Below are 16,133 nucleotides of genomic sequence, written 5' to 3'. Positions count from 1 at the left end.
CGGGGCGACCGGAGGACCGGGCCCGACCTGCGGTGACGCCGGGCGTCCCAGGGCGGTGGGGGCTTTCGGGCGCCGGACGGGCGGCTCCAGGATTGCCGGTGACCGCGCTGTCCCCCGACCGGGAGTCCACCCATGCTTCGCCTCGCCGCCCGGGCCGCCTCGGCCCTCGCCCTGGCCTCCGCACTGGCCCTCGCCGTCACCACCCCCGCCGTCGCCGACCCGCCGCAGCCGGCCGCGACCGACATCGTCGGGGTGGGGGCGGCGACCACCGAGCTGCTGTTCAACCAGTTCTCCACCGACTACAACGCCTCACTGGCCGCCGCCGGGGACTCCACCTCGCCCCGGCTGTACAGCTGGGACTCGACCGGCACCAGTGTGATCACGACCAAGACGGGGGCGACCCCGATCACCCGGCCGGAGCTGAGCGGCCCGAGCATCCTGACGTTGAACGCCAACACCAGCAGCACCGTCGACTTCGCGCGCTCGACCCGCGGCCCCGCGACCACCGACCCCAGCAGCGATGTGTTCGTGGCGATGGCCAAGGACGCGGTCAGTTGGGCCTCCCCCGCCGGCGGGAACGCCCCGACCAACCTGACCAAGGCCCAGTTGCTGGGCATCTACAACTGCGAGGTCACCAACTGGCGGCAGATCGACCCCTCGCTGCCGGACGCCACCATCGTGCCGGTGCTGGCCGGTCACCTCCTGGTGGACCCCAGCGGCGTGGCCGGCGCGGCGATGGACAGCTCGGCCTACTTCCTCGCCGCCATCGGCTACCTCCCTTGGCCGTACTACGGCGGCTTGACCGACCGCTCCTGCGTGCGGGTCGTCCAGCGCGGGGACCAGGGCACCGATCCGGTCCTGCACGACCCGAACGCGGTCGTCCCGTACTCCGTGGGCCGCTACGTCGGCCAGGTGTACAACGGGCACACCCGGCCCGGCGAGGACGCCGGTGTCCTCACCGTGCGCGCCATCAACGGGATTGCGGCGGTGAACCAGACGAGCAAGCAGATCAACGCCCCGTTCGCAGCCTCCTCCTTCGCGCACATCCTCTACAACACGGTGCGCGAGCAGGAGTGGAACACCCCGGACGCCCACGGCTCGGCGCTGCGCAACATCTTCAGCGTCCACGGGTGGATCTGCCGGTCGGCCTCGGGACTCATCCGCAGCTACGGTTTCCTCGCTCTGCCTTCCGCCATGTGCGGCTCGACCACGCACAGCTGAGCCGCGGCACCGGCCGTACGCCGTCGGCCCCGGGCACGAGGTCCGTGCCCGGGGCCGGTGGTACGTCCGGCGTCCCGCTCAGCGCCGGGCGCCCGGGCGGAGCCAGACGGCCCAGGTGAGGGCGGAGCAGCACAGGTAGGCGACGAGGAAGGCCAGATAGGCGTCGTCGCCGTTCCCGCTGCTGAGGAAGGACTGCCGGAAGGCCAGGTTGACCAGCACCCCGCCGAAGGCGCCGATCGCGCCGGCCAGGCCGATCAGCGCGGCGGTCCGGCGGCGGGAGGCGGCCTCGGCGGCGGCCGGGTCGGCGCCGTCGGCGACGGCGAGGCGGGCCCGGCCCTCGTAGTGGGCGGGGATCATCTTGTACGTCGAGCCGTTGCCGATGCCGCTGAGGACGAAGAGCGCGATGAAGCCGGAGAGGAAGAGCGGCAGCGAGCCGGCCCGGGAGGCGGCCAGGACGACGGCGGTGCCGGCGCCCATCGCGACGAAGGTGACCAGGGTGACCCAGGGGCCGCCCCAGCGGTCGGCGAGCCGGCCGCCGACGGGCCGCAGCAGGGAGCCCAGCAGCGGGCCCAGGAAGGTGAGCGCGGCGGCCTTGACCGGGGTGTCGAAGCGGTCGTGGAACTGCACCTGGAGCACCTGGCCGAAGGCGAACCCGAAGCCGATGAACGAGCCGAAGGTGCCGATGTACAGGGTGGAGACGGCCCAGCCGTAGGGGTCGCGGGCGACCTCGCGCAGCGAACGGTCGGCGGGTGCGCCGGGCTCGCGGGGCGGGGTCGGCAGGTTGTCCATCCGGCGCCAGGCGAGCGTGGCGGCGGCCAGGATCAGCGGCAGGTAGATCAGCGGCAGCAGCCGGGGGTGGGCGACGCCGGCGGTGGCGAGCACCAGCAGGCCGAGCAGCTGCACGGCGGGGACGCCGAGGTTGCCGCCGCCGGCGTTGATGCCGAGGGCCCAGCCCTTGAGGCGGTGCGGGTAGAAGGAGTTGATGTTGGCCATCGAGGAGGCGAAGTTGCCGCCGCCGACACCGGCGACGCAGGCCACCGCGAGCAGGGTGCCGTAGGAGACGCCGGGGGTGAGGACGAGCGCCGCCAGACCGGTCGGGACCAGCAGCAGCAGGGCGCTGACCACCGTCCAGGTGCGGCCGCCGAACCGGGCGACCGCGTAGGTGTACGGCAGCCGGAGCAGGCCGCCGAGCGCGGTGGGGAGGGCGGTCAGGGTGAACTTGCCGGCCGGGTCGATGTGGTACTGCGGGCCGAGGAAGAGCACCAGGACGGACCACAGGCTCCAGACCGAGAAACCTATGTGCTCGGAGAGGACGGACAGGATCAGGTTGCGGCGGGCCGTGCGGGCGCCGGTGCGCTCCCAGAACTCGCGGTCCTCCGGGTCCCAGTGGGTCAGGGTGGGGGCGCCGGCCGTCCGCCGGGCCGGGCGGGTGCCGAGGGCGGTGGTCATGCCCGCTCCTCCTTCCGGGGATGCGGAGCGTCGGTCGCCGCGGCGCGGACCGGCCACCGGCGGAGCACCGCGGGGGAGCCGTCGGGGGCGGTGTCCTCGTCCAGGCAGCGGCCGTCGGTGAGGTCGAAGGTCTGCTTGTACATCGGCGAGGCGAGCGTCGGCCGGCCCTCGCGGCTGCCGAGCAGGCCGCGGGAGAGCACGTGCGCGCCGCTGAACGGGTCGCGGTTGTCGACGGCGTACAGCGCGCCGGAGCGGTCGACGAACAGCGCCACCTGGGTGTCGGCGGGGGGCAGCAGGACGGCGACGCCGCGGCCCGGTTGCAGGTCGTCGAGGCTGCAGACGGGCTGCCAGCGGGTGCCGTCGTGGATCTCCACGGTCACTTGGCGAGCACCTCCAGTCGGGGTCCGGCCACGAGGACCGGGGCGGGGGCGGGGAGGACGTGGCCGTCCTCGTCGGGGCGGGCGGGGCGGATCTGGCCGCGTTCGGGGACGAAGGTGACGGCCGGGTCGGGGGTGCCGGGAGCGTTGACGAAGGAGGCGAAGCGGCGGAGCCGGTCCGGGTCGGCCAGCGTAGCGGCCCACTCGTCCTGGTAGGAATCGATGTGGCGGGCCATCAGGGCGTCGAGTTCGGCGGCGATGCCGAGCGCGTCGTCGAGGACGACCGCGCGCAGGTGGTCGAGGCCGCCGTCGAGCCGCTCCAGCCAGACCGAGGTGCGCTCCAGCCGGTCGGCGGTCCGGATGTAGAACATCAGGTAGCGGTCGATGGTGCGGATCAGCGTCTCGCGGTCCAGGTCGGCGGCGAGCAGGTCGGCGTGCCGGGGCGTCATGCCGCCGTTGCCGCCGACGTAGAGGTTCCAGCCGGCGGAGGTGGCGATGATGCCGAAGTCCTTGCTCCGGGCCTCCGCGCACTCGCGGGCGCAGCCGGACACCGCCGACTTGAGCTTGTGCGGGGAGCGCAACCCCCGGTAGCGCAGCTCCAGTTCGATGGCGAGGCCGACCGAGTCCTGGACGCCGTAGCGGCACCAGGTCTCGCCGACGCAGGACTTCACGGTGCGCAGGGCCTTGCCGTAGGCGTGGCCGGACTCGAAGCCGGCGTCCACCAGCCTGGCCCAGATGGCGGGGAGCTGGTCGACGCCCGCGCCGAACAGGTCGATCCGCTGGCCGCCGGTGATCTTGGTGTAGAGGCCGAAGTCACGGGCCACCTCACCGATCGCGATCAGCCCGTCCGGGGTGATCTCGCCGCCGGGCACCCTGGGCACCACCGAATAGGAGCCGTTGCGCTGGAGGTTGGCGAGGAAGTGGTCGTTGGAGTCCTGGAGGGCGGCCTGCTCGCCGTCCAGGATGTGGCCGTTGGAGAGGCTGGCCAGGATCGAGGCGACGGTCGGCTTGCAGATGTCGCAGCCCTCGCCGGTGCCGTGCCGGTCGACCAGCGCGGAGAACGTGCTGATGCCGGTGACCAGGACGATCTCGTACAACTCGGCGCGGCTCTGCGGGAAGTGCTCGCACAGGCCGGTCCCGACCTCGGCGCCCGCGGCGGCGAGGTCCTCGGTGACGACGGTGGTGAGCTGCTTGAGGCAGCTGCCGCAGCCGGTGCCGGCCCGGGTGCACTTCTTGACCTCGGCGACGCTGCCGCCGCCCTGCTCCCGGACGGCGGCGCGCACGGCGCCCTGGGTGACGTTGTGGCAGGAGCAGAGCACCGCGTCGTCGGGCAGCGCGATCGGGCCGGCGGCGGCGGATCCGGCGGGCAGCACCAGCTGTTCGGGCGGCACGGTGAGCGGCCGGCCGGCCGTCGCCAGTGGGCGCAGGGTGCCGTAGGCCTCGGTGTCGCCGACCAGGACCCCGCCGAGCAGGGCTCCGTCGGTGCCGATCACCAGCTTGCGGTAGACGCCCAGCCGGCCGTCGCTGTAGAGCACGTCGAGCGCGCCCTCGGCGGTGCCGTGCGGGTCGCCGAAGCTGGCGACGTCGACGCCGAGCAGTTTGAGCTTGGTCGAGGTGTCGGCGCCGGTGAAGCCCGGACCGGGGCGGCCGGCGAGTTCGCGCGCCGCCGTCTCGGCCATCTGGTAGCCGGGGGCGACCAGTCCGTAGACCCGGCCGTCGGCGGCCTGGGCGCACTCGCCGACGGCGAGGACGGCCGGGTCCTCGGTGCGGCAGCGCTCGTCGACCACGATGCCGCCGCGCGGGCCGACCGCCAGGCCGCAGTCCCGGGCGAGCTGGTCGCGGGGGCGGACGCCGGCGGAGAACACCACCAGGTCGGCGGCGAGTTCACGGCCGTCGGAGAGGAGCAGACCGCGCACCGCGCCGTCCGGCCCGGTGGCGACCCCGCTCGCGGCGGCCGCGGTGTGGACGGTGACGCCGAGTTCCTCGATCTTGCGGCGGAGCAGTTCGCCGCCGCCCTCGTCGACCTGGACGGCCATCAGGCGGGGGGCGAACTCGACCACATGGGTGGTGAGTCCCATCGCCCGCAGCGCGCCGGCCGCCTCCAGGCCGAGCAGTCCGCCGCCGACCACGACGCCGGTGCCGCCGCCCGCCACCACGGCCTTCGTCGCGTCGGCGCGGATCGCGTCGAGGTCCTCGATCGTGCGGTAGACGTGGCAGCCGACGGCGTCCCGGCCGGGCACGGGCGGCACGAACGGGGCCGAGCCCGTGGCCAGCACCAGCTCGTCGTACCGCAGCCGGGCGCCGGAGCGGGTGGTGACCGTGCGGGCGGCGCGGTCGACCGAGGTCACCGGGTCGCCGAGGCGCAGCTCGATGCCGTGCTCGGCGAGGAAGCCGGGCGGGCAGAGCGTGAGGTCCTCGGGGGTGCGGCCCTCGAAGAGGGAGCTGAGGTGGACGCGGTCGTAGGCGGGGCGGGGCTCCTCGGCGATCACGGTGATCCGCCGGCGCCGGGCGCCGGGCTGCTCGGTCCAGGCCTCCAGGAAGCGCTGGCCGACCATGCCGTGGCCGACCAGGACGAGGTCCAGCGGCGGCTCGGGCGGCTCGGCCGGGTGCGACGTCATGCGTGACTCCTCGGGTGGTGCGGGGCTGGGGTGCGGGGCTGGGGGTGGGGGCTGGGGTGCGGAGGGGGCCGGGGGTGTGGGGGGTGTGGGGGTGTAGGGGTGTGGGGGTACGGGCGGCGCGGGTTCGGTGGGGCCGCTCCCCGGTGTCCCGGGGTCGTGCCGAGAAATTTCGCCGGTGGTCGTTTCGCCTCCGGGTCCGCCGTGTTGCGCCCGCGGTACGCCTGCCTCACACCCGGCACCGCCCGACGTGCGGCTTCGGACATCCCCCGTAACGGGAGCGACCGGTTCGCTAACTCCGGGGAGACGGACGGGCAATCAGCCCGTAACGAGCGACCCGCACCCTTTCGGCCATGGCAACAACCACCCTCACCGGACCGCGCCCCACCCCGCGGCCCGGACCCCTCACCGGCTTCACCATCGGGGTGACCGCCGCCCGCCGCCGGGACGAGCTGACCGCGTTGCTCACCCGGCGCGGCGCCCAGGTCGTCGAGGCGCCGGTGCTGCGGATCATGCCGCTCGCCGACGACCTCGCCCTGCGCCGGGCCACCGAGTCCTGCCTGGCCGGGCCGCTCGACTACGTGGTCGCCACCACCGGCGTCGGCTGGCGCGGCTGGATGAGCGCCGCCGAGGGCTGGGGCCGGGGTGCCGCCCTCGCCGACGCGTGCCGGCGGGCCGTCGTCCTCACCCGGGGCCCCAAGGCCACCGGCGCCGTACGGGCCAGCGGCCTCGGCGAGGGCTTCTCCCCCGGCTCCGAGGCCACCGACGAACTGCTGACCTGGCTGCTCGCCCGCCCACTGGCCGGCCGGCGGATCGCCGTCCAGGAGCACGGCGTGCGGCTCGACGACTTCGCGGCCGCGCTGCGCGAACGCGGCGCCGAGGTGATCTCCGTCCCGGTCTACCGCTGGGCCCCGCCGGACGACCCGGCCCCGGTGCGACGGCTGGTCGAACAGACCGTCCGCCGCCAGGTCCACGCGCTCGCCTTCACCAGCGCCCCCGCGGTCGTCGCGTTCGTCGAGACGGCCGCCGCCGACGGCCTGCGCGACGCGCTGCTCGACGCACTGCGCGGCGACGTCCTGCCGGTCTGTGTCGGCGCGCTCTGCGCCCGGCCGTTCGCCGACCTCGGCCTGCCCGCGGAGTTCCCCGAGCGCGGCCGGCTGGGCTCACTGGTCCGGCTGCTGGCGGAGACCCTGCCGAGCCGGGGCCGCCGCGAACTCGACCTGGGCAGCACCCGGTTGACCCTCCAGGGGAACGCCGCCCTGGTCGACGGGGAGAGCCGCCTGCTCAGCCCGCGCGGCGCCGCCGTGCTGCGCGCGCTCGCCGAACGCCCCGGGCACGTGCTCAGCCGCGCCGACCTGCTGCGCACGGCCTGGCCGGACGCGGCGGCCGACGAGCACGCCGTCGAGGCGGCGGTCGGGCGGCTGCGGTCGGCGCTCGGGCCGCACGGGAAGCTGATCCGCACCGTGCCCAAGCGCGGCTACCGGCTGGCGGCGACCTGATGGGGGCGGGGCCGACGGGGGCGGGGCTCGTAGCGGTGTGTCCTCCCTCGGACGGGAGCCGGCCGGTCCTGCTCGCGGTCGCGCACGGCAGCCGCTCCGCCGCCGGAGTGGCCGCGAACCGGGCGCTGCTGCACCGGGTCCGGGCGCAGCGCCCGGACCTCGACGTCCGCTGCTGCTTCCTGGACCTCGCCCGGCCCTCCCTGCCGGAGGCACTGGCCGCCCTCGACGGACAGGCCGCCGTACTGGTCCCGCTGCTGCTGGGCGGCGGCTACCACCTGCGGGTCGACCTGCCCGGGGCGCTGGCCGCCGCCGGGCTGACCCACCTGCCGCTCGCCCGGGCGCTCGGCCCCCACCCGCTGCTGGCCGCCGCGCTCGCCGACCGCCTCGCCGCGGCCGGTCGCCCGGCCGGCGCCGGGCCGGTGGTCCTCGCGGCGGCCGGCTCCTCCGACCCGGCCGCCAACGCCGACACCGTGCGGACGGCCGAACTGCTCGCCGACCGCCTCGGCGACGGCAGTCCGGTTGTCCCTGCCTACCTGTCCGCCGCCCGCCCGACCCCGCGGGAGGCGGTCGCCGCCCTGCACGCCGCCGGTCACCGCCGCGTCGCCGTCGCCACCCATCTGCTCGCCCCCGGCTTCTTCGCCGACCGCGCCGCCGCCACCGGCGCCCACTGGACGAGCGCCCCGCTCGGCACCCACGAGGCGCTCGCCCGGCTGGTCGCCCTGCGCCACGACGAGGCCCGGGTCGCCTCGCTCGCCGCCGCCCGCTGACCGACTGGCCCACTGACCCGCTGACCCGCTGACCGACTCACCGGCTCACTGACCGACCGGCGGACCCGGCCGACCCGGCCGACCCGGCGGACCCGGAACGGAGCGGGGCCCGTCCCCGGCCTCCCCGGGGCTGTCGGCCTCCTCACACCCGGCGCCCAATCCCCCACCGCGCTCCCCCCGCCCCCTAGGGTGATCTTCCTCGGCACGGACACGGACCGGACGATGGGGTGGAGCAGTTGAGCATGTCCCTCACGGCACATCAGCTGATCGGACTGCTGGTCGACCCCGGCTCCTTCGTGAGCTGGGACGATCCGGTGACCACCGAGCCGCGCGACGCCGAGTACCGGGCGAGCCTGACCCACGCCCGGGAGCGGACCGGCATCGACGAAGCGGTCGTCACCGGCATCGGCCGGATCGGCGGGGGGCAGGCCGCCCTGATCGCCTCCGAGTTCGGCTTCCTCGGCGGGTCGATCGGTGTGGCCACGGCTGAACGGATCACCCGGGCCGTCGAACAGGCCACCGCCGCCCGGCTCCCCCTGATCGCCCTCCCGGTCTCCGGCGGCACGCGGATGCAGGAGGGGTCGGCGGCGTTCCTGTGCATGCTGCGGATCACCGCCGCCGTCCAGGCCCACCGGGCGGCCGGACTGCCGTACCTCACCTATCTGCGCAACCCCACCATGGGCGGGGTCTTCGCCTCCTGGGGCACCCTCGGGCACCTGGTCCTCGCCGAACCGGACGCCCGCCTCGGCTTCCTCGGCCCGCGCGTGTACGAGGAGCTGCGGGGCGTCCAGCTGCCGCCCGACGTGCAACGTGCCGAGACGCTCGCCGAACGCGGCCTGGTGGACGCGGTGGTCGCGCCCGAGGAACTGCGCGAGGTGCTGCGCCGCTCCCTGTCCGTCCTCACCCGCCGCGCCCTGCCCTCCCCCTCCCCTTCCTCTGTTCCTCCGGCCCCCGTTCCCCCGACCCCCGCCGACCGCCCCGACGCCTGGGAAGCCGTCCTCCGCACCCGGCACCCCGACCGCCCCGGCACCCGCGAACTGCTGCGCCGCACCACCGAGGAACTCGTCCTCCTCGACTCCCCGGGCGGCCGTGACGGAGCCCTGGTCCGGGCCCTCGCCGTCCTCGACGGCCAACCCGCCGTGGTCGTCGGCCAGCAGCGCCGGGCCGGCGCCCAGGAACGCCCCTTCACCGCCGCCGACCTGCGCTCCGTCCGCCGCACCGCCCGGTTCGCCGAACAGCTCGGCCTGCCCCTCGTCACCGTCGTCGACACGGCGGGCGCCGAACTCTCCGTCCAGGCCGAGCTGGACGGCGTGGCCGTGGAGATCGCCCACTGCCTCACCACCCTGCTCTCCCTGCGCACCCCCGTCCTCGCCGTCCTCCTCGGCCAGGGTTCCGGCGGCGGGGCGCTGGCGCTGCTCCCCGCCGACCGCGTGCTCGCCGCCGGCAACGCCTGGCTGGCCCCGCTCCCCCCGGAGGGCGCCTCCGCGATCGTGCACCGCGACGGCTCCCACGCCCCCGAGCTCGCCCGCGCCCAGGGCATCGGCGCCCACGACCTCGCCGCCGTCGGCCTGGTCGACACCGTGGTCCCCGAGCTTCCCGACGCCGCCGACGAGCCCGCCGCCTTCTGCGCCCGCCTCGGCCACGCCATCTCCACCACCCTGGCCGCCCTCACGGCCACCCCCACGTCCGACCGCCTCGCCGCCCGCACCACCCGCCACCGCCGCCTGGGCGACCTCGTCGTCTGAGGACAGGGCGGCGACCCGTGGCGCTGCGGTGGCCGCGTCCTGTGGCGCCGGTCTCAGATCAACGGCGACGTGGCGTGCCGACGGCGAGGCCCTGGGTGACGGGGGCGGCGTTCAAACGGTGAGTGCGCTCACAGGGAATCCGTCGGCACGACGGCCGGTAGTGCTCACGGCCGGTGCGGTGCGCGTGCAGGATCGGCGCAGGTCAGAAGCGCCCGCGGGCGGCCTTCGAATCGACGGCACGCGAGATCACTACGACGCGGCGTCGTAGCAGAGGGGTCTTGGCGGGGGCCGATCCGGTCTGCCAACAATGGCTCTCGTCGCCAGCCGTACCCGGTACCTGTCCCACCGGAGTGCGGCTCTTCACGAACTACTGCCGGTGCGCGCCCCGCGACCGTTACGGCCCCTGTCCGGCCACGGTCCGGGCGGGGCGAGCACCGGCCCAACCTGATTGAGGTCTAGTTCTTCATGCCCACTTTCAAGCTTCGTATGCGTACCTCGGCCGCTCTTCTCGCCGGTGCCGCCGGTCTGACCGCCATCGGCGCCGGTGTCATGCCCGCCACCGCGTCCGCCGCGACCGCCTCCCCGCAGGCCATCGCCGCGCAGATCGTGCCGGCGAACCAGCTCTCCTCGTTCAGCCAGATCATTTCCCACGAGTCCAGCTGGAACGTGACCGCGACCAACCCGAGCTCGGGTGCGTACGGCCTGGCGCAGGCGCTGCCGGGTTCCAAGATGGCCACCCACGGCTCGGACTGGAAGACCAACGCCACCACCCAGATCCGCTGGGCGCTGGACTACATGAACAGCCGCTACGGCAGCCCGAACGCCGCCTGGACCTTCTGGCAGAACCACCACTGGTACTAAGCCGACCCGAGGAACCCTCCACGGCGAACGGCGTCCGGACCAACTGTCCCCCCTCACCCCGGGGTCGGACAGGGACCACCGGGGTGACCGAGGCCCGGCCGCGCGCGATCCGCGCGGCCGGGCCTTCGGCCGTTCCCGCTCCCGCTGCCGCTGCCGCTGCCTTCTGTCGTACCCGCCGCGCTGCCGTTCCCCCTCTCTCTGCGGTTGCCGCCGATCTGTCGATCCCGCCGGTCGTGTGTCCGACCACCGTGTCGTGCCCAGCGGATATATTCGGGCCGAGACGAAGTCCCACCGCCGTTCGGGCCGTGCCCGGCCCCGCCCCGCCCCGTTCGAGGAGCACCCGGTGCCCAAGCCCCCGCGCCCGGCGACCGCCACCACCCGGACCGTGGCGCAGGTCAACCAGACCGTGCTGCTGGAGGTACTGCGCCGCAACGGCTCGCTCTCCCGGCAACGGCTGGCGGCCGAGAGCGGACTGTCCACCGCGACCGTGCACCGCCTGGTCGAGGCGCTGCGCACATCCGGTCTGGTGGTCGTGGAGCCCGAGCGCGCGCCGTCCAGCGGCGGTCGGCCGCCGCAGCTGATCCGCTACAACGCCGGGGCACAGACCGTGCTGGCCGTGGCACTGCGACCGCGCCGCGTCGTCGGCGTGGTCGCGGACCTGCACGGCAGGGTGCTGCACGAGGCCGAGCGGCAGTGGGCGCCGGCGCTGGGCCCCGACCGCACCCGCGAACCGTCCGCCGAGGAACTCACCGGACCACTGCTGGCGCTCGTGGACGGCCTGCACGGCTGGGCCGCGCGCCACGCGGGCACGCCGCGCGCCCTGGTGGTCGGGGTGCCCGGGACGGTCCGGGACCGCGGCACCGGGCTGGTGGAGTTCGCGCCGGTACTGGACTGGCCCGGGCTGCGGCTGCGCGCCCCGCTCCAGGAGCGGCTGGGAGTGCCGGTGGCGGTCGAGAGCAATGTCGACCTGGTCGCGCTGGCCGTCCAGCACAGCGAGGCGGGCGCGGGCGTGAGCGACCTCGTCGCCGTGACGGTCGGGATCGAGGTCGGCGCAGGGATCGTGCTCGGCGGCCGACTGCACCGGGGGCGGCTGGGCTCGGCCGGCGCCCTCGGTCACCTGATGACCGACCCCCGGGCCCTGGAACGACCGGCCGGGCGCACCGGCGACACCCAGGCCCGGATCGGTGACCGGGCCGTCGACCTGCGGATCACCGAGGCCGGGCTGGCCGCGGCCGGGACCTCGGCCGAGCGGGTCGCCGAACTGTTCCGGCTGGCGCGGGCGGGCGTACCGGCGGCGGTGCGCCTGGTGGACGAGTTCACCGACGACCTGGCCCTGCTGGTGGCGCGGACCATCAGCGTCCTCGGCCCCGAACTCGTGGCCCTGGGCGGACGGCTGCTCCGGGAGAGCGGTGGCGGGATGCTGCCCGCGATCGAGTCCCGCCTCCAGGGCCGGGTGCCGGTGCTGCCGCGGCTGGTGACGGTCCCGGCCACCGCCACCGAACTGGTCGGCGCGACCTCGGCCGCCGTCCGGCTCGCCGACGGGGCCACCTTCATCACGCGCTGAGCCGGGTCGGTGCTCCCCGGCCCGGGGCCGTTCCGGCCGTTCCCCCGAGTATTTCTTGGTGTGACAGAAACCGCCGGTGGCCGTTCGCCCCCGAGTCGGACCGCGGTCGGCCCCGGGCGCTGGCCGCCGTCGGAACCCGCTACCGCCGGACGTACTTGCGGCCAGCCGCTCTGCGCACCGTCCCGGGCCGGCCTGCTCACCGGTCGGCTGCTCCGGTGCCTCCGGAGGCACCGGAGCCACTGCTGACGGGGCCGGCTCCGGACCGACCGGGTGTTCACCGAGGCCGACACCGGCTCCCGGCAACTGCCCGAGCACGAGCCGCCCGGCGGCCGCAGCTTCCGCCGCCTTCCCCCGACCAGCACGGACGGCACGGACAGTGTCGACCGGCCCGCCCCTCGCGCCGTACGAAGCCGGGCTCCGCCGGCTCGCACAGCGGGCTCGACCGCACACCCACCCCGTCTCCGAGCGGCGCGAGGACGACCGGCGGCGCTTCCGGCACCCGTACTACGCCCTGGTCGAGCGGGCGGACCGGCAACTCCGCGGCGGGGACGCCGCAGGCAAGGTGAACGACCGGCCGATCCCGGCCGGCGAGGCCCCCTGCCCACGCTCTGCGACCTCACCGAAGTCCCACTGCCGCCCGACCTCACGGGCCCGACCGGCCGGGCGGGGCCCGCCGGTCCGCCTCCTCCGCCTTCGGCCGAACAGCAGCCACGGCCCGGACGCCCGGGCGCAGCGTGCTCGCACCGGAGCCGTGGGAGACCGTGGTGGTGGAGACCCTTGGGAGCGGCCGGGGTTCGAGGACGCCCTCGGCCGGATGACCCAGGACGACCGGCACAAGTACCTCTGTTACGCCTGGCGCGACAACCGCGAGCAACTCTTCGACCTCGCCAAGGATCCCGGCGAGCTGGTCGACCTAAAGCTTGTTGCAGAAGCCCGGGTGGGGGAAGGTCGGTATGTGGGCTGACCTGCTGGTTTCATGTGGCTCGGGCGAGGTTGTGCATGTGGGTGACGGCCTGCACCGCGTGGTGCAGGCCGTCACCCTTCTGTCGGCAGTCCCGGAGGATCTTCCAGTTCTTCATGTGGGCGAAGGTGTGCTCGACGCGGGCGCGTACGCGTCGGTGTTCGGCGTTGTCCTCCTCCTGGGCGCGCAGGAGGGGACGGCCGGCGCGTCTGCGGTGCGGGACGGCGAGGCCGGTGTTGATGTAGGCGCCGTCGGCGAGGACGGTGGTGCCGGAGCAGGTGACGGGCAGGTCGGAGGCCCGCCAGGCATGGGCGTCGGCCTTGTTGCCCGGTACGGGGCAGGCCGTAGCCACCACGAGGCGGGTGTCGGCGTCGACGACGACCTGCACGTTCGCCGAGAACCGGTAGTTGCGGCTCGATGTGGCGATGTTCCGGTCGCGCACGGGGACCAGGGTGCCGTCGACGATCCACAGCCGCTCCACGCCCGGGGTCGGGCGTGGAGCGGCTTCGAGGGCCAGGACCGGACCCAGGCGCTGGACGACGCGGCAGACCGTGGCCGTCGAGATCCCGAACAGCGGCGCGAGCTGGCGCATCGTGAGGTTGGTCCGGCAGTACACGGCCACCAGCAGGACCCGGTCGGGCAGCGGCAGGCACCACGGCCTGCCACCGCCCGGCCCGTTGCCACCGCGCTCGCGCACCACCCGCACCAGGCCCTCAAACTGCCGCATCCTCAGACCTGTGAACGTCCCCACCCAAACCGGCTCAGCCCGGAGCACCCCACCCGTACCGGAGAAATGCCCAGTCCCGAACCTTCCGGAACAAGCTTTAGTGCTGTGACTGCGTAGATTCGCCGGGTTTTATCTCGGGCTGCATGACGGCTCAGGGAGTGTTCGCGGTCGCCCAGGAACGGAACAGCGTGAGGGCCTCGGTGAGGTTGCCGGGGCCGCACGCAGCGTGAAAGACCTTCTCGGAGGTCCACACCCAGACCCAGTCGTGCGTGCTGCGGTTGACGTCCTGGCGGGGGTACTCGTGTTCCTCCAGGTCTGTTTCCTCAAGATCGATGGTGACGCTCCAGCCAGGGTTGTCGAGCGTGTCGATCTTCACGCCCCACTCGTGCTCCCAGTCCTCGTTGCACTGGTCGGCGTACCAGTCCTGCAGCCAGTCGAGGACATGTTCCGAATCGCTCATGGCAGGAGATGCTAGGCGAGTCGCGGATCGGGGATCGGACGCGCCTGTCCAACTGCCCGTGGAGATGCGATGGCTGAGCGGGTACGAGTCCGAAGACTGACCGACCAGGAGGGACAACGACTGCAGCAGATCGTGCGGCGGGGCAGCACCAGTTCGGTGCGCCACCGCCGCGCGATGATGCTGCTGGCGTCGGCCGGCGGGAACCGAGTATCGGTCATCGCCCAGCTGGTGGCGGCCGACGAGGACACCGTGCGCGATGTCATTCACCGGTTCAATGAGATCGGCCTGGCCTGCCTGAACCCTCAGTGGGCGGGAGGCCGTCCCCGCCTGCTCGGTCCTGACGACGAGGACTTCGTCGTCGCGACGGCCACCACCCGACCTGCCAAGCTCGGACAGCCCTTCACCCGCTGGTCGATCCGCAAGCTCGCCGCCTACCTGCGCAGGTCCACGGCCGCGTGATCCGCCTCGGCCGTGCGGCCCTGCGCTGCCCGCTCGCCCGACGCGGCGTCACCTTCCAACGCACCAAGACCTGGAAGGAATCAACCGACCCCGACCGCGACGCCAAGCTCGACCGGATCGAGCACGTCCTGGAACGCTTCCCCGACCGCACCTTCGCGTTCGACGAGTTCGGGCCGCTCGGCATCCGCCCCACCGGCGGGTCCTGCTGGGCCAGGCAGAGCCGGCCCGACCGCGTCCCGGCGACCTACCACCGCACCCACGGCGTGACCTACTTCCACGGCTGCTACTCAATAGGCGACGACGCTCTCTGGGGCGCCAACCGTCGTCGCAAGGGCGCCGCGAACACCCTCACCGCACTCAAATCCATTCGAGCCACCCGCCCCGACGGCGCCCCGTCTACGTGATCCTGGACAACCTGTCCGCCCACAAGGGCACCAAGATCTGCCAGTGGGCGAAGCGGAACGACGTCCACCTGTGCTTCACCCCGACCAACGCCTCCTGGGCAAACCCGATCGAGGCGCACTTCGGGCCGCTACGTCAGTTCACCCTGGCGAACTCGAACCACCCCGACCACACCGTCCGGACCCGCGCACTGCACCGCTACCTGCGCTGGCGCAACGCCAACGCCCGCCACCCCGACGTCCTGACCGCCAAGCGCAGAGAACGCGCTCGCATCCGCTCCGAGAAGGGCATCCGCTGGGGCGGACGACCATCCACGCCGCGTGATCAAGCAACCCGGCGAACCTATGCGGTCAAGTACTAGCGACGGAGGCCCGGAAGGCGGCCCCGCCCGACCGCTTCCGCACGCTGCTCGTCGAGCACTGCCCCGGGGCGGGGGACCTGTTCGGACGCTTCGTCCCCGTGGCCCCACGCGCGATGTCCCCGCGCCGAACGGAGGCCGACCCCGGCGCGGGGACGACCGAGTGCGCAGCGGCGTCAGTCGGACTCCGCTGCCAGGCCCAACAGTTCACGGGTACGGCGGTACTTGGCCGCCAGCCGTTCGGCGGTCGCCGGGTCGAGGCTCGCCAGCCGGGCCGGGTCGGAGTTGTGCGCGAGGTCGGCCCGTTTGACGACGATGGCGCCCGGTGTGGCGAGGATGCGTGCGGTGTACTCCTCCAGCGGCTCACCGGGGCGCTTGGTGAGCGCGTCCACGATGGCCTTGGTGGCGTCGCTCAGCGCGGCTTCGGCCAGCCACTCGCGGGTCAGCGCGTCGTCCTCGACGGCATCGTGCAGCCAACCGGCCGCGATCTGCTCGTCGCTGCCGCCCCGCGCCGCCACCCCGTGGGCGACCGCCGCCAGGTGTTCGGCGTACGGGTGACCGTTCTTGTCGGTCTGCCCCGCGTGCGCGTTCCGGGCGATCCGCTCGACCTCGGCCAGGCTCAGGTAGTCCACGCCACCCATCGTAGGCACCCGCCCCCGCCGACCGCG

Annotated in this window: 13 protein-coding genes and 1 pseudogene; 8 read left to right on the top strand and 6 right to left on the bottom strand. The window is 74.2% G+C overall.

Going from position 1 to position 16,133, the window contains the following annotated elements:
- The first annotated feature begins 132 nt into the window (after window positions 1-132).
- Window positions 133-1,221 carry a substrate-binding domain-containing protein gene (locus tag ACW14Y_RS34125; RefSeq protein WP_456984652.1) on the top strand — a complete coding sequence of 363 codons (1,089 nt, stop codon included), beginning with the start codon at window positions 133-135 and terminating at the stop codon, window positions 1,219-1,221.
- Window positions 1,222-1,299: 78 nt separating this feature from the next.
- Here the strand turns inward: ACW14Y_RS34125 and ACW14Y_RS34120 are convergent, their stop codons facing one another.
- Genes ACW14Y_RS34120 through nirB form a run of 3 tightly spaced genes read right to left on the bottom strand, consistent with a single transcriptional unit; the run spans window position 1,300 to window position 5,665 of the window.
- The gene (locus ACW14Y_RS34120) at window positions 1,300-2,670 is read right to left on the bottom strand and encodes an MFS transporter (protein WP_380440844.1); all 1,371 of its coding nucleotides are present in this window, start codon (window positions 2,668-2,670) and stop codon (window positions 1,300-1,302) included.
- Window positions 2,667-3,050: a nitrite reductase small subunit NirD gene (nirD, locus tag ACW14Y_RS34115; protein ID WP_380312200.1), complete on the bottom strand. Its 384-nt coding sequence runs from the start codon at window positions 3,048-3,050 to the stop codon at window positions 2,667-2,669. The genes ACW14Y_RS34120 and nirD overlap by 4 nt, the downstream gene beginning before the upstream one ends.
- Complete coding sequence (nirB, locus tag ACW14Y_RS34110; RefSeq protein ID WP_456984651.1) at window positions 3,047-5,665, bottom strand: nitrite reductase large subunit NirB; 2,619 nt, start codon at window positions 5,663-5,665, stop codon at window positions 3,047-3,049. The genes nirD and nirB overlap by 4 nt, the downstream gene beginning before the upstream one ends.
- A gap of 350 nt (window positions 5,666-6,015) precedes the next feature.
- On the opposite strand from nirB, the gene ACW14Y_RS34105 reads away from it, so the two are divergent.
- From ACW14Y_RS34105 to ACW14Y_RS34080, 6 genes are all read left to right on the top strand, one after another.
- Entirely contained in the window at window positions 6,016-7,161 is a 1,146-nt protein-coding gene (locus ACW14Y_RS34105; RefSeq protein WP_380312204.1) for a uroporphyrinogen-III synthase, read from the top strand.
- Between the two features lie 35 nt (window positions 7,162-7,196).
- Window positions 7,197-7,928 carry a sirohydrochlorin chelatase gene (locus ACW14Y_RS34100; RefSeq protein ID WP_456984650.1) on the top strand — a complete coding sequence of 244 codons (732 nt, stop codon included), beginning with the start codon at window positions 7,197-7,199 and terminating at the stop codon, window positions 7,926-7,928.
- Between the two features lie 242 nt (window positions 7,929-8,170).
- Window positions 8,171-9,673, top strand: coding sequence for a carboxyl transferase domain-containing protein (locus ACW14Y_RS34095; protein ID WP_456984649.1), 1,503 nt, complete (start codon window positions 8,171-8,173; stop codon window positions 9,671-9,673).
- A gap of 465 nt (window positions 9,674-10,138) precedes the next feature.
- On the top strand, window positions 10,139-10,534 hold the full coding sequence (locus ACW14Y_RS34090) for an aggregation-promoting factor C-terminal-like domain-containing protein (RefSeq protein ID WP_030396348.1): 396 nt from the start codon (window positions 10,139-10,141) through the stop codon (window positions 10,532-10,534).
- 343 nt (window positions 10,535-10,877) lie between these two features.
- Complete coding sequence (locus ACW14Y_RS34085; RefSeq protein WP_456984648.1) at window positions 10,878-12,098, top strand: ROK family protein; 1,221 nt, start codon at window positions 10,878-10,880, stop codon at window positions 12,096-12,098.
- A gap of 814 nt (window positions 12,099-12,912) precedes the next feature.
- Window positions 12,913-13,062 (top strand): hypothetical protein, encoded by a 150-nt coding sequence (locus ACW14Y_RS34080; protein WP_456984647.1) that lies wholly within the window; start codon window positions 12,913-12,915, stop codon window positions 13,060-13,062.
- A 10-nt stretch (window positions 13,063-13,072) separates the two neighbouring features.
- Here the strand turns inward: ACW14Y_RS34080 and ACW14Y_RS34075 are convergent, their stop codons facing one another.
- Together ACW14Y_RS34075 and ACW14Y_RS34070 are read right to left on the bottom strand one after the other, a co-directional pair.
- Entirely contained in the window at window positions 13,073-13,786 is a 714-nt protein-coding gene (locus ACW14Y_RS34075; protein WP_456984646.1) for a transposase, read from the bottom strand.
- Window positions 13,787-13,937: 151 nt separating this feature from the next.
- On the bottom strand, window positions 13,938-14,246 hold the full coding sequence (locus ACW14Y_RS34070; protein ID WP_380300533.1) for an immunity 53 family protein: 309 nt from the start codon (window positions 14,244-14,246) through the stop codon (window positions 13,938-13,940).
- A 69-nt stretch (window positions 14,247-14,315) separates the two neighbouring features.
- Here ACW14Y_RS34070 and ACW14Y_RS34065 point away from each other — a divergent pair.
- A pseudogene (locus ACW14Y_RS34065) lies at window positions 14,316-15,468 on the top strand (IS630 family transposase).
- Window positions 15,469-15,641: 173 nt separating this feature from the next.
- Here the strand turns inward: ACW14Y_RS34065 and ACW14Y_RS34060 are convergent.
- On the bottom strand, window positions 15,642-16,106 hold the full coding sequence (locus tag ACW14Y_RS34060; protein ID WP_456984645.1) for an HD domain-containing protein: 465 nt from the start codon (window positions 16,104-16,106) through the stop codon (window positions 15,642-15,644).
- Window positions 16,107-16,133: the final 27 nt, after the last annotated feature.

Source organism: Kitasatospora sp. cg17-2 (assembly GCF_054031055.1).
Note: the sequence above shows the minus strand (reverse complement) of the source record. Positions and strands in the feature narration are given on the sequence as shown.